The sequence below is a fragment of the Cypionkella aquatica genome, from assembly GCF_030161095.1.
GTDB lineage: Bacteria > Pseudomonadota > Alphaproteobacteria > Rhodobacterales > Rhodobacteraceae > Cypionkella > Cypionkella aquatica.
The window spans coordinates 45783-68616 of sequence record NZ_BSPP01000003.1 but is presented as its reverse complement, the minus strand read 5'-3'; the positions used below and the strand labels follow the sequence as shown (position 1 = coordinate 68616).

General features: G+C 60.9%; 22 protein-coding genes. 19 read left to right on the top strand and 3 right to left on the bottom strand.

Going from position 1 to position 22834, the window contains the following annotated elements; all coding sequences use genetic code 11:
• Positions 1 to 202: 202 nt before the first annotated feature.
• Positions 203 to 406, bottom strand: a complete 204-nt coding sequence (locus tag QQJ98_RS03100) for a DUF1127 domain-containing protein (RefSeq protein ID WP_284323863.1) — start codon at positions 404 to 406, stop codon at positions 203 to 205.
• A gap of 341 nt (positions 407 to 747) precedes the next feature.
• Between QQJ98_RS03100 and ruvC the strand changes: the two genes are divergently transcribed.
• The 19 genes from ruvC (at position 748) to QQJ98_RS03000 (ending at position 19616) form a co-directional block, all read left to right on the top strand.
• A complete protein-coding gene (gene ruvC / locus QQJ98_RS03095) occupies positions 748 to 1290 on the top strand; it encodes a crossover junction endodeoxyribonuclease RuvC (RefSeq protein WP_284323862.1) in 543 nt (180 codons plus the stop codon).
• Positions 1287 to 1967, top strand: a complete 681-nt coding sequence (gene ruvA / locus QQJ98_RS03090; protein ID WP_284323861.1) for a Holliday junction branch migration protein RuvA — start codon at positions 1287 to 1289, stop codon at positions 1965 to 1967. Before ruvC ends, ruvA begins: the two co-directional genes overlap by 4 nt.
• Positions 1967 to 2992: a Holliday junction branch migration DNA helicase RuvB gene (ruvB, locus tag QQJ98_RS03085; protein WP_431307785.1), complete on the top strand. Its 1026-nt coding sequence runs from the start codon at positions 1967 to 1969 to the stop codon at positions 2990 to 2992. The genes ruvA and ruvB overlap by 1 nt, the downstream gene beginning before the upstream one ends.
• Positions 2993 to 3291: 299 nt before the next feature.
• Positions 3292 to 3927: a hypothetical protein gene (locus QQJ98_RS03080; protein ID WP_284323860.1), complete on the top strand. Its 636-nt coding sequence runs from the start codon at positions 3292 to 3294 to the stop codon at positions 3925 to 3927.
• Positions 3924 to 4619 carry a DUF2161 family putative PD-(D/E)XK-type phosphodiesterase gene (locus QQJ98_RS03075; protein WP_284323859.1) on the top strand — a complete coding sequence of 232 codons (696 nt, stop codon included), beginning with the start codon at positions 3924 to 3926 and terminating at the stop codon, positions 4617 to 4619. Before QQJ98_RS03080 ends, QQJ98_RS03075 begins: the two co-directional genes overlap by 4 nt.
• Entirely contained in the window at positions 4606 to 5004 is a 399-nt protein-coding gene (gene ybgC, locus QQJ98_RS03070) for a tol-pal system-associated acyl-CoA thioesterase (RefSeq protein ID WP_284323858.1), read from the top strand. Before QQJ98_RS03075 ends, ybgC begins: the two co-directional genes overlap by 14 nt.
• Before the next feature lie 153 nt (positions 5005 to 5157).
• The gene (tolQ, locus tag QQJ98_RS03065; RefSeq protein WP_284323857.1) at positions 5158 to 5853 is read left to right on the top strand and encodes a protein TolQ; all 696 of its coding nucleotides are present in this window, start codon (positions 5158 to 5160) and stop codon (positions 5851 to 5853) included.
• A 1-nt stretch (position 5854) separates the two neighbouring features.
• Complete coding sequence (tolR, locus tag QQJ98_RS03060) at positions 5855 to 6325, top strand: protein TolR (protein WP_284323856.1); 471 nt, start codon at positions 5855 to 5857, stop codon at positions 6323 to 6325.
• Positions 6326 to 6331: 6 nt separating this feature from the next.
• Entirely contained in the window at positions 6332 to 7585 is a 1254-nt protein-coding gene (locus QQJ98_RS03055) for a cell envelope biogenesis protein TolA (RefSeq protein WP_284323855.1), read from the top strand.
• Positions 7586 to 7680: 95 nt separating this feature from the next.
• Positions 7681 to 9012 (top strand): Tol-Pal system beta propeller repeat protein TolB, encoded by a 1332-nt coding sequence (gene tolB, locus QQJ98_RS03050; protein WP_284323854.1) that lies wholly within the window; start codon positions 7681 to 7683, stop codon positions 9010 to 9012.
• Positions 9013 to 9096: 84 nt separating this feature from the next.
• Positions 9097 to 9627: a peptidoglycan-associated lipoprotein Pal gene (pal, locus tag QQJ98_RS03045; RefSeq protein WP_284323853.1), complete on the top strand. Its 531-nt coding sequence runs from the start codon at positions 9097 to 9099 to the stop codon at positions 9625 to 9627.
• Between the two features lie 61 nt (positions 9628 to 9688).
• A complete protein-coding gene (gene ybgF, locus QQJ98_RS03040; protein ID WP_284323852.1) occupies positions 9689 to 10534 on the top strand; it encodes a tol-pal system protein YbgF in 846 nt (281 codons plus the stop codon).
• Positions 10525 to 11772 carry a tRNA lysidine(34) synthetase TilS gene (gene tilS / locus QQJ98_RS03035; protein ID WP_284323851.1) on the top strand — a complete coding sequence of 416 codons (1248 nt, stop codon included), beginning with the start codon at positions 10525 to 10527 and terminating at the stop codon, positions 11770 to 11772. Before ybgF ends, tilS begins: the two co-directional genes overlap by 10 nt.
• An 84-nt stretch (positions 11773 to 11856) precedes the next feature.
• Positions 11857 to 13776: an ATP-dependent zinc metalloprotease FtsH gene (gene ftsH, locus QQJ98_RS03030; protein WP_284323850.1), complete on the top strand. Its 1920-nt coding sequence runs from the start codon at positions 11857 to 11859 to the stop codon at positions 13774 to 13776.
• A 130-nt stretch (positions 13777 to 13906) separates the two neighbouring features.
• The gene (locus QQJ98_RS03025) at positions 13907 to 14506 is read left to right on the top strand and encodes an MOSC domain-containing protein (RefSeq protein WP_284323849.1); all 600 of its coding nucleotides are present in this window, start codon (positions 13907 to 13909) and stop codon (positions 14504 to 14506) included.
• Positions 14507 to 14789: 283 nt separating this feature from the next.
• Positions 14790 to 16466 carry a formate--tetrahydrofolate ligase gene (locus QQJ98_RS03020; protein WP_284323848.1) on the top strand — a complete coding sequence of 559 codons (1677 nt, stop codon included), beginning with the start codon at positions 14790 to 14792 and terminating at the stop codon, positions 16464 to 16466.
• Positions 16467 to 16553: 87 nt separating this feature from the next.
• A complete protein-coding gene (locus QQJ98_RS03015; protein ID WP_284323847.1) occupies positions 16554 to 16856 on the top strand; it encodes a chorismate mutase in 303 nt (100 codons plus the stop codon).
• Between the two features lie 980 nt (positions 16857 to 17836).
• Positions 17837 to 18727, top strand: coding sequence for a bifunctional methylenetetrahydrofolate dehydrogenase/methenyltetrahydrofolate cyclohydrolase FolD (folD, locus tag QQJ98_RS03005; protein WP_284323845.1), 891 nt, complete (start codon positions 17837 to 17839; stop codon positions 18725 to 18727).
• Positions 18728 to 18845: 118 nt separating this feature from the next.
• Positions 18846 to 19616, top strand: a complete 771-nt coding sequence (locus QQJ98_RS03000; RefSeq protein ID WP_284323844.1) for a LytTR family DNA-binding domain-containing protein — start codon at positions 18846 to 18848, stop codon at positions 19614 to 19616.
• A gap of 17 nt (positions 19617 to 19633) precedes the next feature.
• Here the strand turns inward: QQJ98_RS03000 and pdeM are convergent, their stop codons facing one another.
• Both pdeM and QQJ98_RS02990 read right to left on the bottom strand, forming a co-directional pair.
• The gene (gene pdeM / locus QQJ98_RS02995; protein WP_284323843.1) at positions 19634 to 20299 is read right to left on the bottom strand and encodes a ligase-associated DNA damage response endonuclease PdeM; all 666 of its coding nucleotides are present in this window, start codon (positions 20297 to 20299) and stop codon (positions 19634 to 19636) included.
• 118 nt (positions 20300 to 20417) lie between these two features.
• Entirely contained in the window at positions 20418 to 22808 is a 2391-nt protein-coding gene (locus tag QQJ98_RS02990; protein ID WP_284323842.1) for a ligase-associated DNA damage response DEXH box helicase, read from the bottom strand.
• Positions 22809 to 22834: the final 26 nt, after the last annotated feature.

Below are 22834 nucleotides of genomic sequence, written 5' to 3'. Positions count from 1 at the left end.
CTGCTAATGCGTAAACAAAAGCGCAGGCAAGCCACGGCGGCTTTGCCTGCATTTTGATTTGATGTCCACACGTCCGGCTATGCCCAAAGCGCAAGGCGCAAACGCAAAGGGCCGATGCCTCGCGGCACCGACCCTTTTTACATCCGATTAGATCTGGCGCCTGCGTATGAAATGATCTGCTGTCAGATCATTCCAAAAGCAGTTAGCGGCCGATCAATTCCACATCACCACGGCACAGACCGATATCATCAAGCTCACGGTCAGACAGTTTGCCCAAAGCGCGACGCGTTACGCGTGCATCATTCCAGGCAGCGAAGCTGTTCGCGAACGTCGAAACGAACTGAACAGAACGGAAAATCGAGATGGCGCCAAACGGCGCCGCGCGGGACGACTCATAGGCGGCCATAGCGGTTATCCTTTTCAAAACTTTGTTTCCGCGAAGCACCTTGCTTCCGGTGAGGCCTATCTAGCTATGGCATTGAAAAGGAGCAATGGGGCGGCAAGCATGTCTGCATTGCGCCCATTGCATAGCCATCTACCGCAGATAAACCGCTATTTTGTAGGCGGTTAGCAAACAACGAGTTTTTCAGTCGTATTTCGTGCGCGGGATGTCGTTTTGTCTCTTTTGGGTAATCTTCTCCACTCTGGCTTGCAAGAAATAATTCGCTCTTGGCGGATGTTCTCTTTTCGTGCTAATTCTTGTGAAAGCGGTGAAATCTGCGAAACATAAGAAAAAAAGGGGCAGGTATGCGGGTTTTGGGAATCGATCCCGGTTTGCGCAACCTTGGCTGGGGCATCATTGATGTGGCGGGCTCCAAGCTTTCGCATGTCGCGAATGGCATCTGCCACTCGGCCCCCGGTGTGGGGCTTGAGGGATCGCCCGGCGGCGACAGTGGCGATCTGGCGCGGCGGTTGCTGTCCTTGCATGCGCAACTGACCGACGTGTTGCGCCAATATGCCCCCGATGCGGCGGCGGTCGAGAATACCTTTGTGAACAAGGATGCGGTGGCGACGCTGAAGCTGGGGCAGGCGCGCGGGATTGCGTTGTTGGTGCCGGCGCAATTTGGTCTGACGGTGGGCGAATATGCGCCCAATGCAGTGAAGAAAACCGTGGTAGGGGTGGGCCATGCCGACAAGGGGCAGGTCGATCACATGGTGCGGGTGCAGCTGCCGGGCGTGAAAATCGCGGGGCCGGATGCGGCGGATGCGCTGGCGATTGCGATTTGCCACGCGCATCATTTGCAATCGGCAGGGCGGTTGCAGGCGGCGATGAAAAGGGCAGTTGGATGATTGGCAAGCTGTCTGGGCGACTGGATTGGCGCGGCAGCGATCAGGTACTGATCGACGTGCGCGGCGTAGGCTATATTGTGCATGTGAATGACCGCACTTTGGCGGGCCTGCCCTCGGTGGGTGAGGCGGTATCACTGTATACCGACTTGCTGGTGCGCGAGGATTTACTGCAATTGTTTGGCTTTCCGACCATGCTGGATAAGGAATGGCACAAGCTGCTGACCACGGTGCAGGGCGTCGGAGCCAAGGCCGCCATGGCGATCATGGGGACCTTGGGCGCGGATGGTGTCGCACGGGCGCTGACCTTGGGCGACCAGCGGGCGATACAGGCAGCACCCGGTGTGGGGCCGAAACTGGCGCAACGCGTTATTCTAGAGCTGAAATCCAAGGCGCCCGGTATCATGGCGATGGGAGCCAATCTGGCGGTGGCGGCCGAGGCGGACGATTCAGTGCTGGAACCGATCGTGCCGATGGCCCCGCGCAAAATGGTTGCCGCTTCGGCGGCGCAGGCGCGGGCGGGATTTACGGCGGATGCGCTGTCGGCTTTGCTGAACCTTGGCTACGGTCAGGGCGAGGCTGCGCAGGCGGTGTCTACGATTGTCGCCGAACAGCCCGAGGCTGATACGGCGGCACTGATCCGGGCGTCGCTGAAATTGCTGGCTCCGAAGGCGCGCTGATGAAATCTGATCCTGACCTGCGCCCCGAAGCCTTGCCCGAAGATCTTGACCGCGCTTTGCGTCCGCAGGTGCTGGAGGATTTTGTTGGCCAGCAAGAGGCCCGTGCCAATCTGCGGGTGTTTATTGAAAGCGCGAAGATCCGTGGCGAGTCGATGGATCATACGTTGTTTCATGGCCCCCCCGGCCTTGGCAAAACCACCCTCGCTCAGATCATGGCGCGCGAGTTGGGGGTGGGGTTTCGGATGACTTCGGGGCCGGTGCTCGCGAAACCCGGCGATCTGGCGGCGATCCTGACCAATCTGGAACCGCGCGATGTGCTGTTTATCGACGAGATTCATCGGCTTTCCCCGGTGGTGGAAGAGGTGCTGTATCCGGCGATGGAGGACTTCGCGCTGGATTTGGTGATCGGCGAGGGGCCTGCGGCGCGGACGGTGCGGATTGATCTGCAGCCCTTCACGCTGGTGGGAGCGACGACCCGATTGGGGTTGTTGACGACGCCGCTGCGGGATCGGTTCGGGATTCCGACGCGGTTGCAGTTTTATACTGAAGATGAGCTGGATCTTATCGTCACCCGTGGGGCGCGGTTGTTGGGGATTCAATCGGACCCGGACGGCACGCGGGAGATTGCGAAACGGGCGCGGGGGACGCCTCGGATCGCGGGGCGGTTGCTGCGGCGGGTGGTGGATTTTGTGACGGTTGAGGGGGACGGGCGGTTGACGCGGGCGATTGCGGATCGGGCGTTGACGCGGTTGGGGGTGGATGAGATCGGACTTGATGGCGCAGATCGGCGGTATTTGATGCTGCTGGCCGAGCATTATGGTGGCGGGCCTGTGGGGGTCGAGACGATTGCGGCGGCGCTTTCAGAGGCACGCGATGCGGTCGAGGAGGTGATCGAGCCTTATTTGTTGCAGCAGGGATTGCTGCAAAGAACGCCGAGGGGGCGGATGCTGGCGGCGCGGGCGTGGCGGCATTTGGGCTTGGATGCGCCCCGGCCTGTTGGGCAGCAGGATTTGTTTGAAGGCTAGTGTCCACGCGTGGACAAGAGGTCGGTTTATATGAAATCAACGGGTTATGGGGGTGCTGTTTAGAAATTGTTAAGATTTGAAGCCGCAGCGCCGGTTGAAACTTGCGCCTCCGGCGGGGATATTTAGGCCAATGTGAAATTTGAAGGGGGGCGCTTTGGTCATCCTTTCCGTCGAGATATCCAGCCCGCAATCTATTCATTCCGGGTGGTCGGCGACGCAGCTTTCAACCGAGACCAGCCTCAGATGGTTGAGCCTGCGGGGCTGCCGCGCTATCCCCTGCGCAGATGATGGAGACCCCAATGACGCCCGAACAGGTTCAAAGCTATTTCACCCGCAGCGATGGCAGCTATCTGTGCGCGCGCTGGGGGCGGCCGATTGTGCCGGTGGTGTTTGGCGTCGATGATGCGACGTTGGCGGTGGTCAAGGGCGCGATAGAGGCAGTGGTGGCGCTGGCCGGGCATCAGATGGCCGAAACTGACCCGGAACTGGGTGCCAATCTGATGGTGTTTTTCTTCCGCGATTGGGCAGAGCTGCCGCAAGTGACCAAGCTGGATCAGTTGGTGCCGGACCTTGGCCCGCTTTGCGCGCGGTTGCAGGCGGCGGGGGCCAATCAGTATCGGTTTTTCCGCTTTGATGCCGATGGCGCGATCAAGGCGGCTTTCGTGTTTTTGCGGATGGACGCGCATCTGGAGGCGATGGCGGCCGAGGATCTGGCGCTTGCGCAGGCGGCGCAAGTGATTTGTCTGTGGTCGGACCGGGCATTTGCCGAAATCTCGCCGCTGGGCCGGGTGGCGGATCGGGTGCTGCTGCGGCCCGATGTCGGCGATCTGATCCGTGCGATCCATGCGCCGCATATGCCTGTGGTGGCGCGCGACCCGGCGCATGCTCTGCGGGTCTCGGCGCGGATGATGGCGCAAGCTGCGGCGCAACCGTGAAAGAGGCCGATCTTTATCCGCAGTTGAAGGCCTATCTTGAGGCGCAGGGCTATGTGGTGAAGGCCGAGGTTGGCGCCTGTGATATTCTGGCGCGGCGCGGCGATGAGCCTGCGGTTGTGGTCGAGATGAAGCTGTCGTTTTCGCTGGCGCTGGTGATGCAGGGTGTGGCGCGGCAGGCCTTGTTTGACGACGTGTATCTGGCGGTTCCGGTGACGGAAAAGGGCTGGAAGCTGCGCTACAAGGATATCGTGGCTTTGTGTCGGCGGTTGGGGCTGGGACTTTTGGCCGTTAGGCTTGCGCAGACCGGGCCGGGGGCGGTCGAGGCGCATTTGGATCCCGCGCCGTATAATCCGCGAAAGAATACCGCGCGGGCGGGTCGGCTGTTGCGGGAATTTGAGCGTCGGGTGGGTGATCCGAACACTGGCGGCACGACCGGGATCAAACGGGTGACGGCCTATCGGCAGGATGCGTTGCGCTGTCTGATCGCCTTGCAAACCGGGCAGGCTGCGCCGCGCGTGGTGGCGCAAGCCTCGGGCGTCAGGCGGGCCGGGGTGATTTTGCGCGATGATCATTATGGTTGGTTCGAGCGGGTCGCGGTGGGGATTTACGCTTTGACGCCGCAGGGGCGGGCGGCGATTGTCTCTGAGGCGGCAGAGGTGGCGCGATTGGAGGGACAGGATGCACAGCTTTGATCTGCGGGTGTATTACGAGGACACCGATCTTGCGGGCATTGTCTATTACGCCAATTACCTGAAATTCATCGAACGGGCGCGCAGCGAATGGGTGCGGGTTTTGGGGGTGGATCAGGTGCAGATGAAGGCGAGGCAGGGTCTGGTTTTTGCGGTGCGCAGGGTTGAGGCCGATTATCTGCGCCCGGCAAAGTTTGACGATATATTGCGGGTTGTGACCGAATGTCTCGCAGTATCAGGCGCGCGGATCGAACTGCGGCAAGAGGTTTTGCGCGGGGCGGAGCGGTTGTTTGTGGCTGTGGTTACATTGGTGTGTCTGACCGATGCGGGTGCGCCTGCGCGGATTTCGCAGGATATTCGCGCCAAGCTGTTACCTTTGCTGGATTAAACGCGCGCAGTCTTTTTGGCGGACCGTTCACGCAATATCGGTGTCGGGGCGGTTTGTTGCTGAAATCGCGCCATTGTGTTGGCAATCGGGTTCAATTCTTGTTAGAATTAGGGCAATAGGCGGCCAAAGAGCCCCGATAACAAGAGCAGGCGTATGAACACTGAAGCCGTTGGCATGGCGCAAGAGATTGATTTCTCTGTCCTAGCGCTATTTATTCGTGCAACTTTCACGGTGAAAATCGTGATGTTGATGTTGATGGCCATGTCGTTCTGGTCATGGTCGATCATCATTCAAAAGCACATCCTGTTCCGCAAATCCCGCGGCGAGGCGAACGTGTTTGATCGGGAATTCTGGTCGGGCGAGCCTTTGGATGGCTTGTTCGAGAAGATTGGCGGCGATCCGCAGGGCCCGTCTGAAAAGATTTTCGCCGCTGGCATGCTGGAATGGCGCAGATCGCACCGGCAGGATGGCGGCTTGATCGCAGGCGCGCAGGCGCGGATTGATCGGGCGATGGATGTGGCGATTGCGCGCGAATCCGAGGTGTTGAACAAGGGGTTGTCGTTCCTTGCCACCGTGGGCGCGACGGCACCGTTTATCGGGCTGTTCGGCACGGTTTACGGCATCATGCACGCCTTTACCGAGATTGCGGCGACAAAGAACACCGATCTGGCCACTGTGGCTCCGGGTATTGCCGAGGCGCTGATGGCGACGGGGATTGGTCTGATCGCGGCTATTCCCGCCGTTATCTTCTACAACAAGCTGAACGCGGATTCTGAGCATATCACCAGCGGTTACGGTGCTTTTGCCGATGAGTTCGCCACCATCCTCTCGCGCCAGTTGGACGCGTAAGATGGGCGGCGGGGTTGTCAAAAGCGCGGGCGGTGGTGGCGGGCGAGGGCGCAGGCGGCGCGGGTCGTCTGCGGCGATGGCCGACATCAACATCACGCCGTTTGTCGATGTGATGCTGGTGCTGCTGATCATCTTCATGGTGACCGCGCCGATGCTGACTGTGGGCGTCCCGTTGGAGCTGCCAAAGACGGCGGCGGCCAGTTTGCCGACCGAGCAGGAAGAGCCGTTGACGGTGTCGCTGACGGCGGATGGGTTGGTGATGATCCAGACCACCGAAATCGCCGAGGCGGATCTGATCCCGAAGTTGAATGCGATTGCGGCAGAGCGCAGCTCGAAAAAGATCTTCCTGCGGGCGGATGGGGCGTTGCCTTACACGCGCGTGGCCGAGGTGATGGGGGCACTGTCTGCGGGCGGGTTCAGTGAGATTGGCCTTGTCACCGATGCGGGCGGGCCGAAGATGGACGGCAACTAGCGCGTTATGGACAAAAGCCAGATCCTTTCCGGCGTGGGCCATGTGGTCGTGATCTCCTGGGTGGTGCTGGGGGACTGGCTGTTTGCACCGCGTGAATTGCCTCCGCCGGATTCGGTGCAGGTGTCGATGGTGTCGGAATCTGATCTGGCGGCGTTGCAGGATGCGGCGGCGAAGTCGACCAAGCCGCCCGCCGAGGTGCCCGAGGTCAGGCCCGCAGCCAAGCCAAAGCCGCAGGTCGAAGCGCCTGCTCCGGTAGAGCCAGAGGTTGCCGCGGCAGAGCCGCCGCCTGTTGAACCTGCGCAGCCTGAACCTGTCCAGCCCAGCCCAGAAATTCCGGTCGCGGATGATCCGCAGCCCGATGAGGCGCCGCCTGCTGTCGCACCGATTGCCGAGCAAGAGCAATTGGTTGTGGTGCCGGACAGCACCATGAAGCCCAAGCCCCGGCCCTCAAAGCGGATCACCGACACCCCGGTTGAGGCCACGGTGGACACTCCCGTTGAAGGCGAGGTCGCGCCAGAAGTGACGGATCAGCCGACGGATCAGCCGCCTGTCGAAGAAGAAAAACCCGCCGCAGCGCCGCAGGAATCGGCAGCCCAGACCGCACCGGATGCGGTCGCTGAAGATGCGCCCGAACTGGCCCCGACCAGCAGCCGCCGCCCGCAAACGCGACCTGACAAGCCTGTGGTAGAAGAGACACCGACCGAAGATCCGCAGGTTGCGATTGACGCGCAGGCGGCCAAGGATGCCAAGGAAAAGGCCGATAAGCAGGCCAAGGCCGATGCAAAGGCTGCGAAAGATGCAGCGGCGAAGGCCGAAGCCCAAGCGGCGGCTGATGCACAGGCGGCTGTTGAAGCGGCGCTTGCCGAAGGTGCCACCGACGCTCCCGCTCAAGACGGTGGCCAGACCGACATTCCCGAAGGTCCGCCGATGACGGCAGGCGAAAAGGAAGGGCTGCGGGTTTCGATCAACCAATGCTGGAACATCGGCACGCTTTCGACCGCCGCACAGCGCATCAAGCTGACGCTGCGGGTCGAGATGAAGGAAGACGGCACGCCTGATAGCAACGGCATCACCATGACGACCTTCTCGGGTGGCGACGATGCAGCGGCGGCGCAAGCCTTTGAAGCCGCCCGCCGCGCCGTGATCCGCGGTGTCAAAGGCTGTGGCGGCAAGGCGGGCTACGATCTGGACCCCGCCAAATATGGCGAATGGAACGTGATGAACCTGAATTTCGACGCCAGCGGTATGAGGCTGAGATGATCGGTCAAAATTTCCCCTGCAAACACCGCGCCAAGTGCGCACAATCACAGGGCCAGAGCAGGCCAGATAATTCGCCCTTGAACAACGAGGACAAGATGAGCCATTTCAAATCCCTGACCGCAGCCTTGCTGATCGGGCTTTCCAGCCTGAGCTCGCTCGCTCTGACCACGGCCGCCCATGCCGAAATCACCATCGACATCAACTCTCCGGTGATCGAACCGATGCCGTTTGCGGTGCCGGATTTCATCGACGAAGGCGGGGCGGGCGGTCTGGCTGCCGATATCTCGCGCGTGGTGGCCGCAGATCTGGCGGGGACGGGGTTGTTCGTCGAGACGCCGAAGGATGCGTATATTTCGCGCGTCACCTCGTTCGATGCGCCGATTTCCTACCCCGATTGGCAGGCGATCAACACGCAGGCGCTGATCACTGGCGCGGTGCAGGCAGGTGGCGACCGCATTGTGGTGAAGTTCCGTTTGTTCGACGTGGCCTCGGGCCAGCCGTTGGGTGAAGGGCTGCAATTTGCCGGCACGCCGGGCAGCTGGCGGCGGATGGCGCATAAGGTGGCGGATGCCGTTTATGCGCGTATCACCGGGGAAGGCCCGTATTTTGACAGCCGCGTGGTTTATGTGGCTGAAAGTGGGCCAAAAAATCAGCGCCAAAAGCGTTTGGGCGTGATGGATTACGATGGCGCCAATGTGAAATATCTGACCGACAGCAGCAGCATTGTGCTGGCGCCCCGGTTCTCGCCGAATGGCGATCGGATTTTGTTCACCTCTTACGCGTCGGGCTTTCCGGCGATCTATGTGATGAATGTGGGCAGCCTGAAAACCCGCAATCTGGGTGAAGTCCCCGGCACGATGACCTTCGCGCCGCGCTTTAGCCCGGATGGCAATACTGTGGTGTTTTCCTTGGAAAAGGGCGGCAACAGCGACATCTATTCGATGGATATCAACTCGGGTCAGATGAGCCAGCTGACCAATGCGCCGTCGATTGAAACCTCGCCCAGCTTTAGCCCGGATGGGTCGCAGATCGTGTTTGAATCGGATCGCTCGGGCACGCAGCAGATCTATGTGATGAGCGCAGGCGGCGGCGAAGGGGTGCGGATTTCCGGCGGCAAGGGGCGATATTCCACCCCGGTCTGGAGCCCGCGCGGCGATATGATCGCCTTCACCAAGCAAAACGAGGGCCGCTTCCACATTGGCGCGATGCTGACCGATGGCACCGAAGAGCGTTTGCTGACGGCGTCGTTTCTGGATGAAGGCCCGACTTGGGCACCGAATGGCCGCGTGATCATGTTCACCCGTGAAGGTGCTGGCGCGGGCGGGCAGGCCGGGCTGATGTCGGTGGATGTGTCGGGCCGCAATCTGAAAGCGGTGACGACGGATGGCCCGGCTTCGGACCCGTCCTGGTCGCCGATGCTGCCGTAATTCTTAAGCGCGGCTGATTCCCATGGCCGCGCAAAGCTGATATAACGGGGCAAATCGAGCCCATAAGAAAAGGATAACCCCCTGATGACCCTGCTTCCGAAAGCCCTTTTGCTGGTTGCCGCCTTTGGCATGGCCGCCTGTAACAACCCCAACCGCTATGGCCAGGACGGTGCGGGCGGCGCTGGTGGTGCCGGCGGCAATGGTGGCTTCATTGACACCAATGGTCTGGGCGACCCAAGCAATCCGAAATCTATCGCCTATTTCAACCAATCGGTTGGTGATCGCGTGCTGTTCCCGGTGGACACCTCGACCCTGACGGCAGAAGCGCGCGGTATTTTGTCGGGGCAGGCGTCGTGGCTGGCCAGCAATGGCGATTATGCCATCATCATCGAAGGTCATGCCGATGAGCAGGGCACCCGCGAGTACAACCTTGCGCTTGGCGCGCGGCGTGCGGCCTCGGTGCAGGATTTCCTGATCAGCCAAGGCGTGGCGCCAAGCCGGATGCGCACCATCTCTTATGGCAAAGAGCGTCCGATTGAGGTTTGCTCGGACGAGGCGTGCTATTCGAAAAACCGTCGCGCTGTGACGGTGTTGTCGATGGGCGCTGGCGCTTAACGACTGGCTTGATTGGGGGGCGGCTTGGGCTGCCCCCGTTCTGGAAACGGAGACTGATCTGATGCGTTGGCTGCTGCTCTGTGCCGCTTTGCTTCCCCCGCTTGTGTCTGGACCCGCGTTCGCGCAGGACAAGGCGCAAACCCTGGCCGATCTGCAGACCGAACTCGGTCGGTTGTCGGCGGATTTCAACGGATTGAAGGCCGAGCTGGTGCAATCGGGTGCGGCTTCTAGCGGCGCTGCGGGCGGCGATGCTTTGCAGCGGATGGACGCGATTGAGGCGGCTTTGACGCGGATCACCGCCAAGACCGAAGAGATCGAGCTGAAGGTGAACCGGGTGGTCAGCGATGGCACCAACCGGATCGGCGATATCGAGTTCCGCTTGTGCGAACAGACGGAAGGCTGCGATCCGGCGAATATACCGGAAACGCCGGTTTTGGGGGGCGGCTCGGCTGCTCCGGCGGCGGCAAATGATCCGGCTCCGGCAGCAACGGCGACTGCGCCTGCGACAGATGCGCCGGAATTGGCAATGGGTGAGAAGAACGATTTTGACCGGGCCAAGGGGGTGCTCGGTCAAGGTGACTTTCGCGCCGCCGCGGACCTCTTTGCGACCTTTACCCAATCCTATCCTGGCAGCCCGCTAAGCGAGGAAGCCAATTTCAACCGTGGCGAGGCTTTGTCCAAGCTGGACGATACCGCCAATGCGGCGCGGGCCTATCTTGAGGCGTTTTCGGGCAAACCTGACGGGCCTTTTGCCGCCGAGTCGCTGTTGAAGCTTGGGCAGGCGTTGGGCACTTTGGGCCAGACCCCTGATGCTTGCGTGACCTTGGCCGAGGTTGGCAATCGCTTTCCGGGCAGTATTCATGCCACCAATGCTCAGGTGTCGATGCAGGGGCTGGGGTGCCAGTAGGCGCTGCCCCGCCCGATCCTGACGCGCAACTGCTTGAGATTGCAAGCAAGGCTTACCCAGATACCGCGCGCATTGGCGTGATGGTTTCGGGCGGCGGCGATTCTATGGCGCTGTTACATTTGCTGCAGCGCTGCCATCCGGGCCGGGTGGCGGCTTTGACGATTGACCACGGCTTGCGGGCCGAAGCACGGGCCGAGGCCGAGATGGTCGCGGCTTTCTGCGCCGCGCGCGCCATTCCGCATCAGATCAGCCTCTGGCAGCGCAAGGATGTGGCGGGCAATCTGATGGATGCCGCGCGGCGGGCACGGTATCAGATCGCCGAGGCTTGGGCCGTGGCGCAGGATATTGCCCAGATCGCCGTTGGCCACACCGCCGATGATCAGGCCGAGACTTTCTTGATCGGGCTTGCGCGGCAAGCCGGAATTGATGGCTTGTCGGGGATGCGCAGCAGTTGGGGGCAAGGGCAAGTGCAATTCTCGCGGCCCTTGCTGGGCGTGTCGCGCGCGGATTTGCGTGGCTATCTGCGCCGTCATGCGGTCAATTGGGTCGAAGATCCCAGCAATTCTGATCTGCATTACACCCGCGTCAAAGCGCGTAACGCGCTGGCCACACTGGCAGATTTTGGCATCACTGCGACAAAACTTGCCGTGGTTGCCGATAATCTGGAATCCGCGCGCTGGGCGCTTACCCGACAGATGGCCGAGGCGGCACAGGGCTTTGCGCAGACTGCAACCGGTATGTTGACGCTGCCGCGCGAAACTTATCTCGCGCTGCCCGCAGAAATTCAGCGCCGCCTGTTGATCGCGGCGCTGCGATGGATGTCAGGCGCCGCCTATCCGCCGCGCGAGCACGGGCTGGCGGCGGTGCAAACGGCGCTGGCGGCTGGCAAAGATGCCACCCTTGGCGGTGTGCGCTATCGCTGCCATTCTGATGCGATCCAAATTCTCCGCGAGGCCAAAGCAGTTCAGGACATGCAGGTGCCAACAGATCAGCGTTGGGACAATCGCTGGCAGCTTTCCGGCCCGCATGCCCCCGATCTGACGATCGGCGCGCTTGGCGCCGACGGTTTAAGCTGCCTGAAAGCGTGGCGCGACCTTGGCATCCCGCGCGATGCGCTGCTGGTCAGCCCGGCGATCTGGCGGAATCAGACGCTTATTGCCGCACCTGTGGCCGGATTTTCCAACGGTTGGTGCGCAAATTGCAGCCCCAGCTTCGCTTCCTTTGTCTTATCGCATTGAACCCGGCGGACTTATCTCTATCTTAATACCAATCGCCAACACTGGCCCCATTCGGGCCTCCCGGCCAATCAAACGGAGAAGTTCGTGGGTAACGCACGAAACATCGCATTCTGGGTCGTTCTCTTTCTGCTGATCCTCGCGCTTTTTAATCTTTTCAGTGGCGGGCAGACTGCCTCGTCGTCACGCAACGTCGCCTATTCTGAATTTATTCAGCGGGTTGAGGCGGGCGATGTCGCAAGCGTCACACTGGATGGCGAAAGCGTCGTGGTTAAGGCCAAGGACGGCACCTCTTACGCCACCATCGCGCCAAGCGATCCGACCCTGACCGACCGGCTGCTGGGCAAGGGTATTGAAGTCAAAGCCACCAGCCAGCAACAATCGTCGATCCTGTCGCTGATGTCGGTCTGGTTGCCGTTCATCGTGCTGATCGGCGTGTGGATTTTCTTCATGAATCGCATGCAGGGCGGCGGCAAAGGCGGCGCGATGGGCTTTGGCAAATCGCGCGCCAAGCTGTTGACCGAAAAGCAAGGCCGGGTGACGTTTGACGACGTGGCTGGCATTGACGAGGCGAAGGAAGAGCTGGAAGAGATCGTCGAATTCTTGCGCAACCCGCAAAAATTCTCGCGCCTTGGCGGTAAGATTCCGAAGGGGGCGCTGCTGGTTGGCCCTCCGGGCACTGGTAAAACCTTGCTGGCGCGCGCGATTGCGGGCGAGGCGGGCGTGCCGTTCTTCAGTATCTCTGGCTCTGATTTTGTTGAGATGTTTGTGGGTGTTGGTGCAAGCCGCGTCCGCGATATGTTTGAACAAGCTAAGAAAAATGCTCCCTGCATCGTGTTCATCGACGAGATTGACGCCGTGGGCCGCGCGCGTGGCGTCGGCATGGGCGGCGGCAATGACGAGCGCGAGCAGACCTTGAACCAGTTGCTGGTCGAAATGGACGGTTTTGACGCCAATGAAGGCGTGATCATCGTGGCGGCGACCAACCGCAAGGACGTGCTGGACCCAGCTTTGCTGCGCCCCGGCCGGTTTGACCGCACGATCCATGTGCCGAACCCTGATATCAAGGGCCGTGAGAAAATCCTGTCGGTGCATGCGCGCAAAGTGCCGTCTGGCCCCGACGTTGATCTGCGGGTGATTGCACGCGGCACACCGGGATTCTCGGGCGCTGATCTGGCAAACCTGGTGAATGAGGCGGCTTTGCTTGCTGCCCGCGTTGGCCGACGTTTTGTCACCATGGGCGATTTTGAAAACGCCAAAGACAAGGTGATGATGGGGGCGGAGCGCCGCTCGATGGTGCTGACCGACGATCAAAAGTCGAAAACCGCTTATCACGAGGCCGGTCACGCGATTGTTGGCATGGCTTTGCCGAAATGCGACCCGGTCTACAAGGCGACGATCATTCCGCGCGGCAATGCTTTGGGCATGGTGATGAGCCTGCCGGAAATGGATCGTTTGCAGATCCACAAGGACGAGGGCAAGCAGCGCATCGCGATGACCATGGCAGGCAAAGCCGCTGAGATCATCAAATATGGCGAAGAGGGCGTCTCCTCTGGCCCGGTGGGCGATATTCAGCAGGCGACGGGGCTGGCGCGCTCGATGGTGATGCGCTGGGGCATGTCGGATGCGGTTGGCAATATCGACTATTCCGAAGCGCATGACGGCTATGAAGGGCGCACGGGCGGCTTCTCGGTGTCGGTTGATACCAAAATGCTGATCGAGCAAGAGGTCAAAAACCTGATCGACGAAGGCTATCAGACCGCGCGGCGTATTCTGCTGGAACAGGCCGAAGGGTTTGAGCGGCTGGCCAAAGGCTTGCTGGAATATGAAACCCTGACTGGCGAAGAAATTCGCAAAGTGGTCGCGGGCGGCACCCCGGATGCGGCGGATGATGGCATGGGCGAGGGGCCAAGCGGCGGCTCGGGCGTCATCGCGATCCCTAAGACCCGCGCGCGCAAGCCAAAGGCGGTGGAGCCACCTGCTGCCCCGATGGAACCCTCTGCGTGAGGATAGCGCGATAAGATGGCAGCCCCGAAACCTTTCAACGGTTTCGGGGTTTGCATTTGTGGCCCGCCTTGGATGCGATGGCGCGGTTCTGTTCCCGCTGATGCGGGTGTCTTTATGCTAAAGGTCTGATATGGCAGCGATTATCCCCACTGAATTCTATGGCACGATCACTTGGTTGGGCCGGGTGGCTGATCGCGATGCCGCCTTGGAAAGTGCGCCGCTGACCGAGATTTTCGCTGGTTTCGACGGCCCCGCGGGGGAAGCGCATGGCGGCACTAACCGCCCCGCCTGCAGCCGGGTGGCGGCGCTTTACAAACGCAATCTGAACATCCGCAACACCCGGCAGTTTTCTGTGTTGGGGGCGGAGGATCTGGCGCAGATCGCGGCGAACATGGGGCTTGAAACGCTTGACCCTGCGCTGCTGGGAACTTCTTTGGTGATCGCAGGCATCCCTGATTTCAGCCACCTGCCGCCGTCGTCTCGCTTGCAAGCCGAGGGGGGTGCGACCTTGGTGGTTGATATGGAAAACCGCCCTTGCACCTTGCCTGCGCGTCCTATTGAAAACCGCCACAAGGGATTTGGCAAAGCCTTCAAACCCGCAGCACAGGGTCTGCGGGGCTTTACCGCTTGGGTTGAGGCTGAAGGCATGCTGCGGCTGGGCGCCAAGGTCAGGCTTTATGTGCCAGACCAGCCAGCTTGGGCGCATCTGGAAAAGGCGCGCGGCGTCTAACGCTTACACTTGCGGGCCTGTTCGACCTCGCAAGCTGTCGTTTTGGAAAATGCCCTGTGATTGTGGGGCGCATCTGCGCAGTTTTGGCCGCGCAAATGCCTGTCCTGCGTTTTGGACCATATGTTCTATTGGCAGAATATTTTCTTGATGCGTTCCATGCTTTCCGATCGGAAACGCATCAAGGCGAATTTGGCGGGGAAGAAGTCGGAAAAGCGTGTTTGAATTGCTGTTTTCTCCGCTATCACGTCGCCAACGGGACAGCCCGTGCCTCTGGGAGAGAGAAATGGCCTTCAAAACCGACATTGAGATTGCACGCGAAGCCAAGAAAAAGCCGATCATGGAAATCGGTGCGAAACTTGGTATTCCGGCAGAGCATCTGCTGCCCTATGGCCACGACAAGGCCAAGGTCAGCCAAGAGTTCATCAAATCCTTGGCAGATCGCCCGGATGGCAAGCTGATCCTTGTCACCGCGATCAACCCGACCCCTGCCGGCGAAGGCAAAACGACCACCACGGTGGGCCTTGGCGATGGCCTGAACCGCATCGGCAAAAAGGCCGTGGTCTGTATTCGCGAGGCATCTTTGGGCCCGAACTTTGGCATGAAGGGTGGCGCTGCTGGTGGCGGCTATTCCCAAGTTGTGCCGATGGAAGAGATGAACCTGCATTTCACCGGTGACTTCCATGCCATCACCAGCGCCCATAACCTGCTGTCGGCGATGATCGACAACCACATCTATTGGGGCAACAGCCTTGAGATCGACGCCCGCCGCATCGTCTGGCGTCGCGTGATGGACATGAACGACCGCGCTTTGCGGGATATTGTGGTCAACCTTGGCGGCGTGTCGAACGGCTTCCCGCGTCAGACCGGGTTTGACATCACCGTGGCTTCGGAAGTCATGGCGATCCTGTGCCTTTCCAACGACTTGGACGATCTGCAGAAACGTCTGGGCGATATCGTGGTGGCCTACACCCGCGCCAAGACCCCGATCTATGCCCGCGATATCAAGGCTGACGGTGCTATGACCGTGTTGCTGAAAGACGCGATGCAGCCGAACATTGTGCAGACGCTGGAAAACAATCCGGCCTTCGTGCATGGCGGCCCGTTCGCCAACATCGCGCATGGCTGTAACTCTGTCATCGCCACCAAAACCGCGCTGAAGCTGGGCGAATATGTGGTGACCGAGGCTGGTTTTGGCGCTGATTTGGGTGCCGAGAAATTCTTCGACATCAAATGCCGCAAGGCCGGTCTGAAGCCTTCGGCGGCTGTGATCGTGGCCACCGTGCGCGCGATGAAGATGAACGGCGGCGTCGCCAAGGCTGATCTGGGCACCGAGAACGTCGATGCGGTGAAAAAAGGCTGCCCGAATTTGGGCCGTCACATCGGCAACGTCAAAGGCTTTGGCGTGCCGGTTGTGGTTGCGATCAACCACTTCTTCAGCGACACCGATGCCGAAATTGCAGCTGTGAAGGCCTATGTGGCCGAGCAGGGTGCAGAAGCGATCTTGTGCAAACACTGGGCCTTGGGCTCGGAAGGCATTGAAGATCTGGCGAAAAAGGTCGTTCAGATGGCGGAATCTGGCGCTGCGAACTTTGCGCCTTTGTATCCCGACGAGATGCCGCTGTTCCAAAAGCTGCAAACCATCGCCAAGCGGATTTACCATGCCGATGACGTGATCGCCGACAAAGCGATCCGCGATCAGTTGAAAACCTGGGAGGCTGCGGGCTACGGCCATCTGCCGATCTGCGTGGCGAAAACACAATACAGCTTTACCACCGATCCGACCGTGCGCGGCGCGCCCACCGGCCATACCGTGCCCGTGCGTGAAGTGCGGCTGTCGGCGGGTGCTGGCTTTATCGTGGCGATCTGCGGTGAGATCATGACCATGCCGGGTCTGCCGAGGGTGCCGTCGGCTGAGGTGATCCGCCTGAACGCGGATGGCCATGTCGAAGGGCTGTTCTAAGGCTTTGTGAAACAGGCTGGGGCCATTCGTCGCCTTGCCTTTGGGCTGCATCGGATTTAACCCGGTGCCAGCCCAAAGGAGAGCGCGATGAAGGCCCCCGCTGATTGCCAGACGATGCAGGAACTCCGTGTGCAGATCGACGCGCTGGATGCCGAGATTGTCGCAAAACTGGCGCTGCGGGCGGGGTATATCGACCGCGCGATAGAGTTGAAGCAGATCGAATTGCTACCTGCCCGGATTGATGATCGAATCGAGCAGGTGGTGGATCGGGTGCGGGCGCGGGCGGTGGCCGAAGGCTTGGACCCTGCGCTGACAGAAGAGCTTTGGCGGCGGCTGATGGAATGGTCGATTGCCAGAGAAGAACGGGTTTTGGGGCCGGATAGCCCCTGAAAGGGCGCAAGTGACGGCGACGCTGATTGACGGAAAAGCCATTGCCGCGCGGATGCGGGGCGAGACCTTGCAAGAAGCGCGGGCGTTGACCGAATCCGGTTGGGCACCGAAGCTGGTGTCGATCTCGGTGGTCGCCGTATCATTAAAAANGCAAGAAGCGCGGGCGTTGACCGAATCCGGTTGGGCACCGAAGCTGGTGTCGATCTCGGTGGGCGATGTGGCAGCGGCAGAGCTTTATGTGCGCAACCAGCAGCGGCAGGCTCAAGATGCGGGCGTGGGTTTTGAGGCGCGGAATTATCCTGAAAGCATTAGTTTAGAACAACTTACCGGCGTTCTCGCTGGCTTGAACGCCGATCCGCGTGTGAACGGCATCATCATTCAAAGGCCCTTGCCTGCGCATATCCCGGTCAAGGCGCTGCAAAAGGCGGTGCATCCGTTGAAGGATGTGGAAGGCATGCACCCGGCCAGCATCGGCAATATCGTCTATAACGATCTCGCGCTTGGCCCCTGCACGGCTGTGGCGGCGGTGGAAATTCTGAAAACCCTGCCGCTCAAGCTGGAGGGTTTGGATGTTTGCGTGATCGGTCATTCTGAAATCGTCGGCAAGCCGATTGCCTTTCTGATGATGGGGCTGGGCGCGACCGTCACGGTTTGCCACCACATGACCCGGCAAGTTGCCGTGCATAGCCGCGCGGCGGATGCGGTGTTTGTCGCGGTGGGCAAGCCCGGTTTGGTGACGGGCGAGATGCTGAAGCCCGGATCAGCCCTGATCGACATTGGCATCAATCGTGTCGATGGCCGCACGGTGGGCGATGCCGATTTTGAAAGCTGCTCAAAGGTGGCGGGCTGGATCACGCCGGTGCCCGGTGGGGTTGGGCCTGTCACCGTCGCCACCCTGATGAAAAACGCCGTTCTGGCGACGCGCATGCAAATGGACCATTATCGCCACGCCTTCGCGGCGGCGAGCTAGGGAGAGAGAAATGACCGCTAAAGTGATCGACGGCAAAGTTTTCGCAGCAACCGTCCGCGCGCAGGTGCAGGCGCATGTCGCCAAGCTGAAGGCCGATCATGGCATCCAGCCGGGTTTGGCGGTGGTTCTGGTGGGCGAAGATCCGGCGTCTCAGGTCTATGTGCGCAACAAGCACGCCTCGACGATCGAAGTGGGAATGGCATCTTTCGAACATCGCCTGCCTGAGGACACTTCCGAGGCTGATCTGCTGGCCTTGGTCAATTCCTTGAACGGCGATCCGAAAGTTCACGCCATTCTTGTGCAGTTGCCGCTGCCAGCTCATCTAAACTCTGAACTGATTATCAACACGATTGATCCGGCCAAGGACGTTGACGGCTTTCACATTTCCAATGTTGGGCTTTTGGGCACCGGGCAAAAGAGCATGGTGCCCTGTACGCCTCTGGGTTGTCTGATGATGCTGCGCGACCATCATGGAAGTCTAGCGGGGCTGAACGCCGTCGTCGTGGGCCGCAGCAACATCGTCGGCAAGCCGATGGCGCAATTGCTGCTGGGCGACAGCTGCACGGTGACAATTGCACATAGCCGCACCAAGGATCTGGCAGCGGTCTGCCGGGGCGCGGATATTCTGGTTGCAGCGGTGGGTCGCCCGGAAATGATCACCGGCGATTACGTCAAGCCCGGTGCCACGGTGATCGACGTCGGCATCAACCGTATCGAGCGCGATGGCAAGAACAAGCTGGTCGGCGATGTGCACTACGAATCAGCGGCGAAAGTCGTGGGTGCGATCACGCCAGTTCCGGGCGGGGTAGGTCCGATGACCATTGCCTGCCTGCTTGCCAATGCGCTGACAGCCTGCTGCCGCGCCAACGGCCTGCCGGAACCCAAGGGTTTGACGGCCTGAAACCCTTATACTGTTGTCAAAACGCTGCAATTATCCGGCTGAATAATTCGGATGATTGCCACAAAGAAAAGCTGTCGCTAAGGACGGCTCAGTTTTATCAGTTACGCGCCGGAGGCGCATGTTGGGCTTTTTCGCACAGTTCAAAAATGAATTCCGGTCGCGTGTCTCCCTGACCGTCTGGGCGCTGTTGACCTGCTTTCTGGCGGTCACCGGGCCGTTCGGCACCGCGCAGGCGTTTGGCTTTCTCACCCGGCTGGGCTTTTGGGCAATGGTGATGGGAAGCACGATCATCGTGGGATCGTCTGTGCGCGCGATCGTCAAGATCACTCTGGGCCACAAATCCGAACGGGTGCGGGCTTTGGCGATTGCGGCATTGCTCAGTATTGTGATGGCCCCGCTGCTGCAACTGGTAGCATTGCCGGTGCATTTTTACGTCGGAACTGCCATTCCTGAATTGGGTGAGCTGATGATCCTTGTGGCGACGGTGTCGCTTGGCGTCAGCTCGCTGCGTCAAGCGGTGGTGCAACAAGAGCAATCCGCCCCGGCCAAAGCCGATGCTGCGCCGCAAACTCCCGCTTTGCCACGCTTGTTGGCCCGGATTGAACCAGAGATGCGCGGCAGCCTTATCGCGATCTCTGTGCGCGATCATTACGTGGATGTTTTGACCAGTGCGGGCACGATCAGTCTGCTGATGCGGTTCAGCGATGCCATGGCCGAGACGGCTCCGGTGGATGGCGACCAGATTCACCGCTCGCATTGGGTGGCGTGGCATGCTGTGCAGGGGATCGAGCGTGACGGCATCAAGCTGTTCGTGATATTGCCGGGCGAGATGCGACTGCCGGTGTCGAAAAATCACCGCGACAAACTGCTGGCACGTGGTTTGCTGTAACGCAGTGCGGCTTGCTGTCACGTGCCGCGGCCTGCAGCCCTTTCGCGCGGCATTGGCAAGGGAAGGGCGGCTTTGCCGGTGGTGACCGCAAGCGCGTTCGGCTGCATCAGCCCGGCCAAGATCGGATCATGGCTCCACAATCCGCCGGTGTAGCTGCCATAGGCAGGCAGGATCACCCGCGCCGCATCCAGCAAAAAGCAGCGCCGGGCTTGGCCCGCCAGCCGCAATTTCGGGTGGTAATGGCCTGAAATCTCTGGCGTTTCGGCTGTGGCAACATGGCGGAAGGCCAGCGGCCCGATCTGGCATGTGGCACGGTGACTGCCTCCCAGCGCAAACGGGCCTGCATCATGGTTGCCTTCGATCCAAGTCCAGTCGCGTCCCGCCATCAGCCGGGTCAGCCACAGCTGATCGGCGGCATCCATCGCCTCGGCAGCGTGCAGATCGTCGAAACTATCGCCCAGACAGATCACCCGCCGCGCGCCCGAGGCCTCTAGGTCATCGTCCAGCCGCTGCAGGGTGTCGCGCGTCTCGAACGGCGGCAGCAGCCCACCGCCCCGTCGCGCAAGCCGTTCGGATTTGCCGAAATGCAGGTCTGACACCACCAAAAGGCGTTGATCAGGCCAATGCAACGCGCCCGAAGGCAGCGCAGATAAGTCAGCCGAGGCTAGGGTAAAGCGATACATCGCCCGCAGCTTTGCCGCAGCTTGGCAGGCTTGGCAAGCCGTCGATCAAGGGCGCTGGCAACGCCGCCAAGCGGTGGCTCGATGCCCCCCGAGGCGGCCCTTGTTTAGGGACAAGCCGTCAAATCAAGCCGGCATCGCGCATCAGTTGCGCCGCCGCATCCTCGGCCAGACGCTCGCGCCCTGCACCCTCGACCGGAACCCTGCCCATCTCCAAGAACAATGGCGCAGCCAGAGGCGAAGGGCGGTTCAGCCGGACGTGGTCAATCCGGTCGCCAATGCGTTCCAGCATTGCCTCTAGCCGCGAAAAATCGACCAATCCCCGCATCGCCTCGGCCCTTGTGATCGCCAGCATCAGATGACCCGCATCATATTTGCGCAACGTGTCATACAGAATAGCACTGGAAAACGTCGCCTGCCGCCCCGATTTGCGCCGCCCCTGATGGCTGCGCTCGATCAGCCCCGCGATGATCGCCACATTGCGGAAGGTGCGCTTCATCACCGCATTGCCCCCCAGCCAGCCCTCCAGATCGGCGCGCAGGGTGGCACGGTCCAGCAAGGCGGCGGGATCGGGCACGGCATCCAGGCCCCAGATCATCGTGGCGTAATCAGTGGCGACAAAGCCAAGCGGATGCAGGCCCTGATCCTCCATCCGCTTGGTGGCCAAAAGCCCCAAGGTCTGCTGCGCATTGCGGCCCGCAAAGCCATAGAGCACCAGATACTGCCGCGCCTCATAGCCGAAACTTTCCACCAACAACCGCCCCGGTGCAGGCAAGCGTGAAACCTCGGTCTGCATTGTCAGCCAATCGGCAGTATGGCGCGGCAGGTCAGACCAATCGCCATGCTGGAAGATCTGCAAAATGCGTTCCGAAAGCTGGGTGGAGGTGGCAAATTTCGTGCCCGAGAACACCGCCACCTTGGGGTCGCGCCCCGGTTGCCGCGTGACCTCGACCGTCATTTCGCGCAAACCATCATAGCGCACCACCTGCCCGCCGATCAGAAAGGTGTCGCCGGGGGTCAGGGTGCTGGCAAAGGCTTCTTCAATCTCGCCCAGCGGCGTGCCGCCCAAACGCCCTTTCAGTCGGACTTTCAGGGTTTCAGTGTCGATGATGGTGCCAAGGTTCTGGCGGATCACCACAGCCGCGCGCGGATCGCGCAGCGACCATTTCGCGTCGCGGATCATCAACCGCTGCCATTTGTCATAGGCGCGCAGGGCGTAGCCGCCGGTGGCGACAAAATCCAGACACAGATCGAAGTCGGCACGGCTCAACCCGGCATAGGGGCCTGCGGTGATCACCTCGGCGTAAAGCGCATTGGCATCGAACGGGGCAGCACAAGCGGTGGCAAGGATATGCTGGCACAGCACATCCAGCGGCCCCGGACCGCGCGGCTCGCCGTCCAACTGATGTGCGGCCACGGCTTGCAAGGCCGCCTGACATTCCACCACCTCAAAGCGATTGGCAGGCACGAGCAGTGCCTTGGAGGGCGCGTTGTAGCGGTGATTGGCCCGCCCGATCCGCTGCACCAAGCGTTTGACGTTTTTGGGCGCACCCACTTGAATGACCAGATCGACATCGCCCCAGTCGATGCCCAGATCAAGACTGCCAGTGCAGACAATCGCGCGCAGACGACCCTCGACCATCGCGGCCTCTACCCGGTCGCGTTGCTCACGTGACAGGCTGCCATGATGGATGCCGATGGGCAGGTCTTCGGTGTTGAGCAGCCACAGGCGGTGAAAGAAGATCTCGGCCTGCGCGCGGGTGTTGTGAAAGATCAGTGTGGTCTTGTGGCGTTTGACCTGCTCCAGAATCGCCGGAATGGCGTAATGCGCGCCGTTGCCCGCCCAAGGCGGCGGAGCTTCGGTCACCAGCATCGCAATATCCGGGTCAGGCCCCGGATCGGCCTGCAACACCTGCGTGCCCGCCCCGAGGAAAGCCGCCAGCGCGGGCGGGTCTTCCACTGTCGCCGACAGGCCGACCCGGCGCAACCCCGGCGACAAAGCCGCCAGCCGCGCCAGTTGCAGCATCAACTGATCGCCACGTTTGCTTTCGGCCAGCGCGTGAATTTCATCGACAATCACCCGGCGCAGGCCCGCAAAAATCCGCGGCGCATCCTCGTAACACAGCAGCAAGGCCAGACTTTCCGGCGTGGTCAGCAAGATATGCGGCGGATCGGCGCGCTGCCTCCGGCGTTGGGTATAGGTGGTGTCGCCGGTGCGATCCTCGATGCGGATGGGCAGGCCCGCCCCCTCGACCGGGCGGCGCAGATTGCGCCTTATGTCCGCCGTCAGCGCCTTCAGAGGCGAGATATACAGCGTGTGCAGCCCCTGATGGCGTCCATCCGCCAGTTCTGCCAAGCTGGGCAGAAACCCTGCCAAAGTCTTGCCGCCCCCGGTGGGGGCTACCAGCAAAGTTGACGCATCACCCGCCCGCACCAGCATCGCCCGCTGATGCGGATGCAGGCCCCAGCCTTGGGCATCAAACCAGTCTTGCAAAGCCAGTGGCAAATCCATGTGGCCAACCTAATCCCCGACCGCTC

What these genes read in the sequence shown, in the direction of transcription:
- QQJ98_RS03100 (WP_284323863.1), bottom strand. Translation starts at nt 406, where the DNA reads ATGGCCGCCTATGAGTCGTCCCGCGCGGCGCCGTTTGGCGCCATCTCG.
- ruvC (WP_284323862.1), top strand. Translation starts at nt 748, where the DNA reads ATGCGGGTTTTGGGAATCGATCCCGGTTTGCGCAACCTTGGCTGGGGC.
- ruvA (WP_284323861.1), top strand. Translation starts at nt 1,287, where the DNA reads ATGATTGGCAAGCTGTCTGGGCGACTGGATTGGCGCGGCAGCGATCAG.
- ruvB (WP_431307785.1), top strand. Translation starts at nt 1,967, where the DNA reads ATGAAATCTGATCCTGACCTGCGCCCCGAAGCCTTGCCCGAAGATCTT.
- QQJ98_RS03080 (WP_284323860.1), top strand. Translation starts at nt 3,292, where the DNA reads ATGACGCCCGAACAGGTTCAAAGCTATTTCACCCGCAGCGATGGCAGC.
- ybgC (WP_284323858.1), top strand. Translation starts at nt 4,606, where the DNA reads ATGCACAGCTTTGATCTGCGGGTGTATTACGAGGACACCGATCTTGCG.
- tolQ (WP_284323857.1), top strand. Translation starts at nt 5,158, where the DNA reads ATGAACACTGAAGCCGTTGGCATGGCGCAAGAGATTGATTTCTCTGTC.
- tolR (WP_284323856.1), top strand. Translation starts at nt 5,855, where the DNA reads ATGGGCGGCGGGGTTGTCAAAAGCGCGGGCGGTGGTGGCGGGCGAGGG.
- QQJ98_RS03055 (WP_284323855.1), top strand. Translation starts at nt 6,332, where the DNA reads ATGGACAAAAGCCAGATCCTTTCCGGCGTGGGCCATGTGGTCGTGATC.
- tolB (WP_284323854.1), top strand. Translation starts at nt 7,681, where the DNA reads ATGAGCCATTTCAAATCCCTGACCGCAGCCTTGCTGATCGGGCTTTCC.
- pal (WP_284323853.1), top strand. Translation starts at nt 9,097, where the DNA reads ATGACCCTGCTTCCGAAAGCCCTTTTGCTGGTTGCCGCCTTTGGCATG.
- ybgF (WP_284323852.1), top strand. Translation starts at nt 9,689, where the DNA reads ATGCGTTGGCTGCTGCTCTGTGCCGCTTTGCTTCCCCCGCTTGTGTCT.
- QQJ98_RS03025 (WP_284323849.1), top strand. Translation starts at nt 13,907, where the DNA reads ATGGCAGCGATTATCCCCACTGAATTCTATGGCACGATCACTTGGTTG.
- QQJ98_RS03020 (WP_284323848.1), top strand. Translation starts at nt 14,790, where the DNA reads ATGGCCTTCAAAACCGACATTGAGATTGCACGCGAAGCCAAGAAAAAG.
- QQJ98_RS03015 (WP_284323847.1), top strand. Translation starts at nt 16,554, where the DNA reads ATGAAGGCCCCCGCTGATTGCCAGACGATGCAGGAACTCCGTGTGCAG.
- folD (WP_284323845.1), top strand. Translation starts at nt 17,837, where the DNA reads ATGACCGCTAAAGTGATCGACGGCAAAGTTTTCGCAGCAACCGTCCGC.
- QQJ98_RS03000 (WP_284323844.1), top strand. Translation starts at nt 18,846, where the DNA reads ATGTTGGGCTTTTTCGCACAGTTCAAAAATGAATTCCGGTCGCGTGTC.
- pdeM (WP_284323843.1), bottom strand. Translation starts at nt 20,299, where the DNA reads ATGTATCGCTTTACCCTAGCCTCGGCTGACTTATCTGCGCTGCCTTCG.
- QQJ98_RS02990 (WP_284323842.1), bottom strand. Translation starts at nt 22,808, where the DNA reads ATGGATTTGCCACTGGCTTTGCAAGACTGGTTTGATGCCCAAGGCTGG.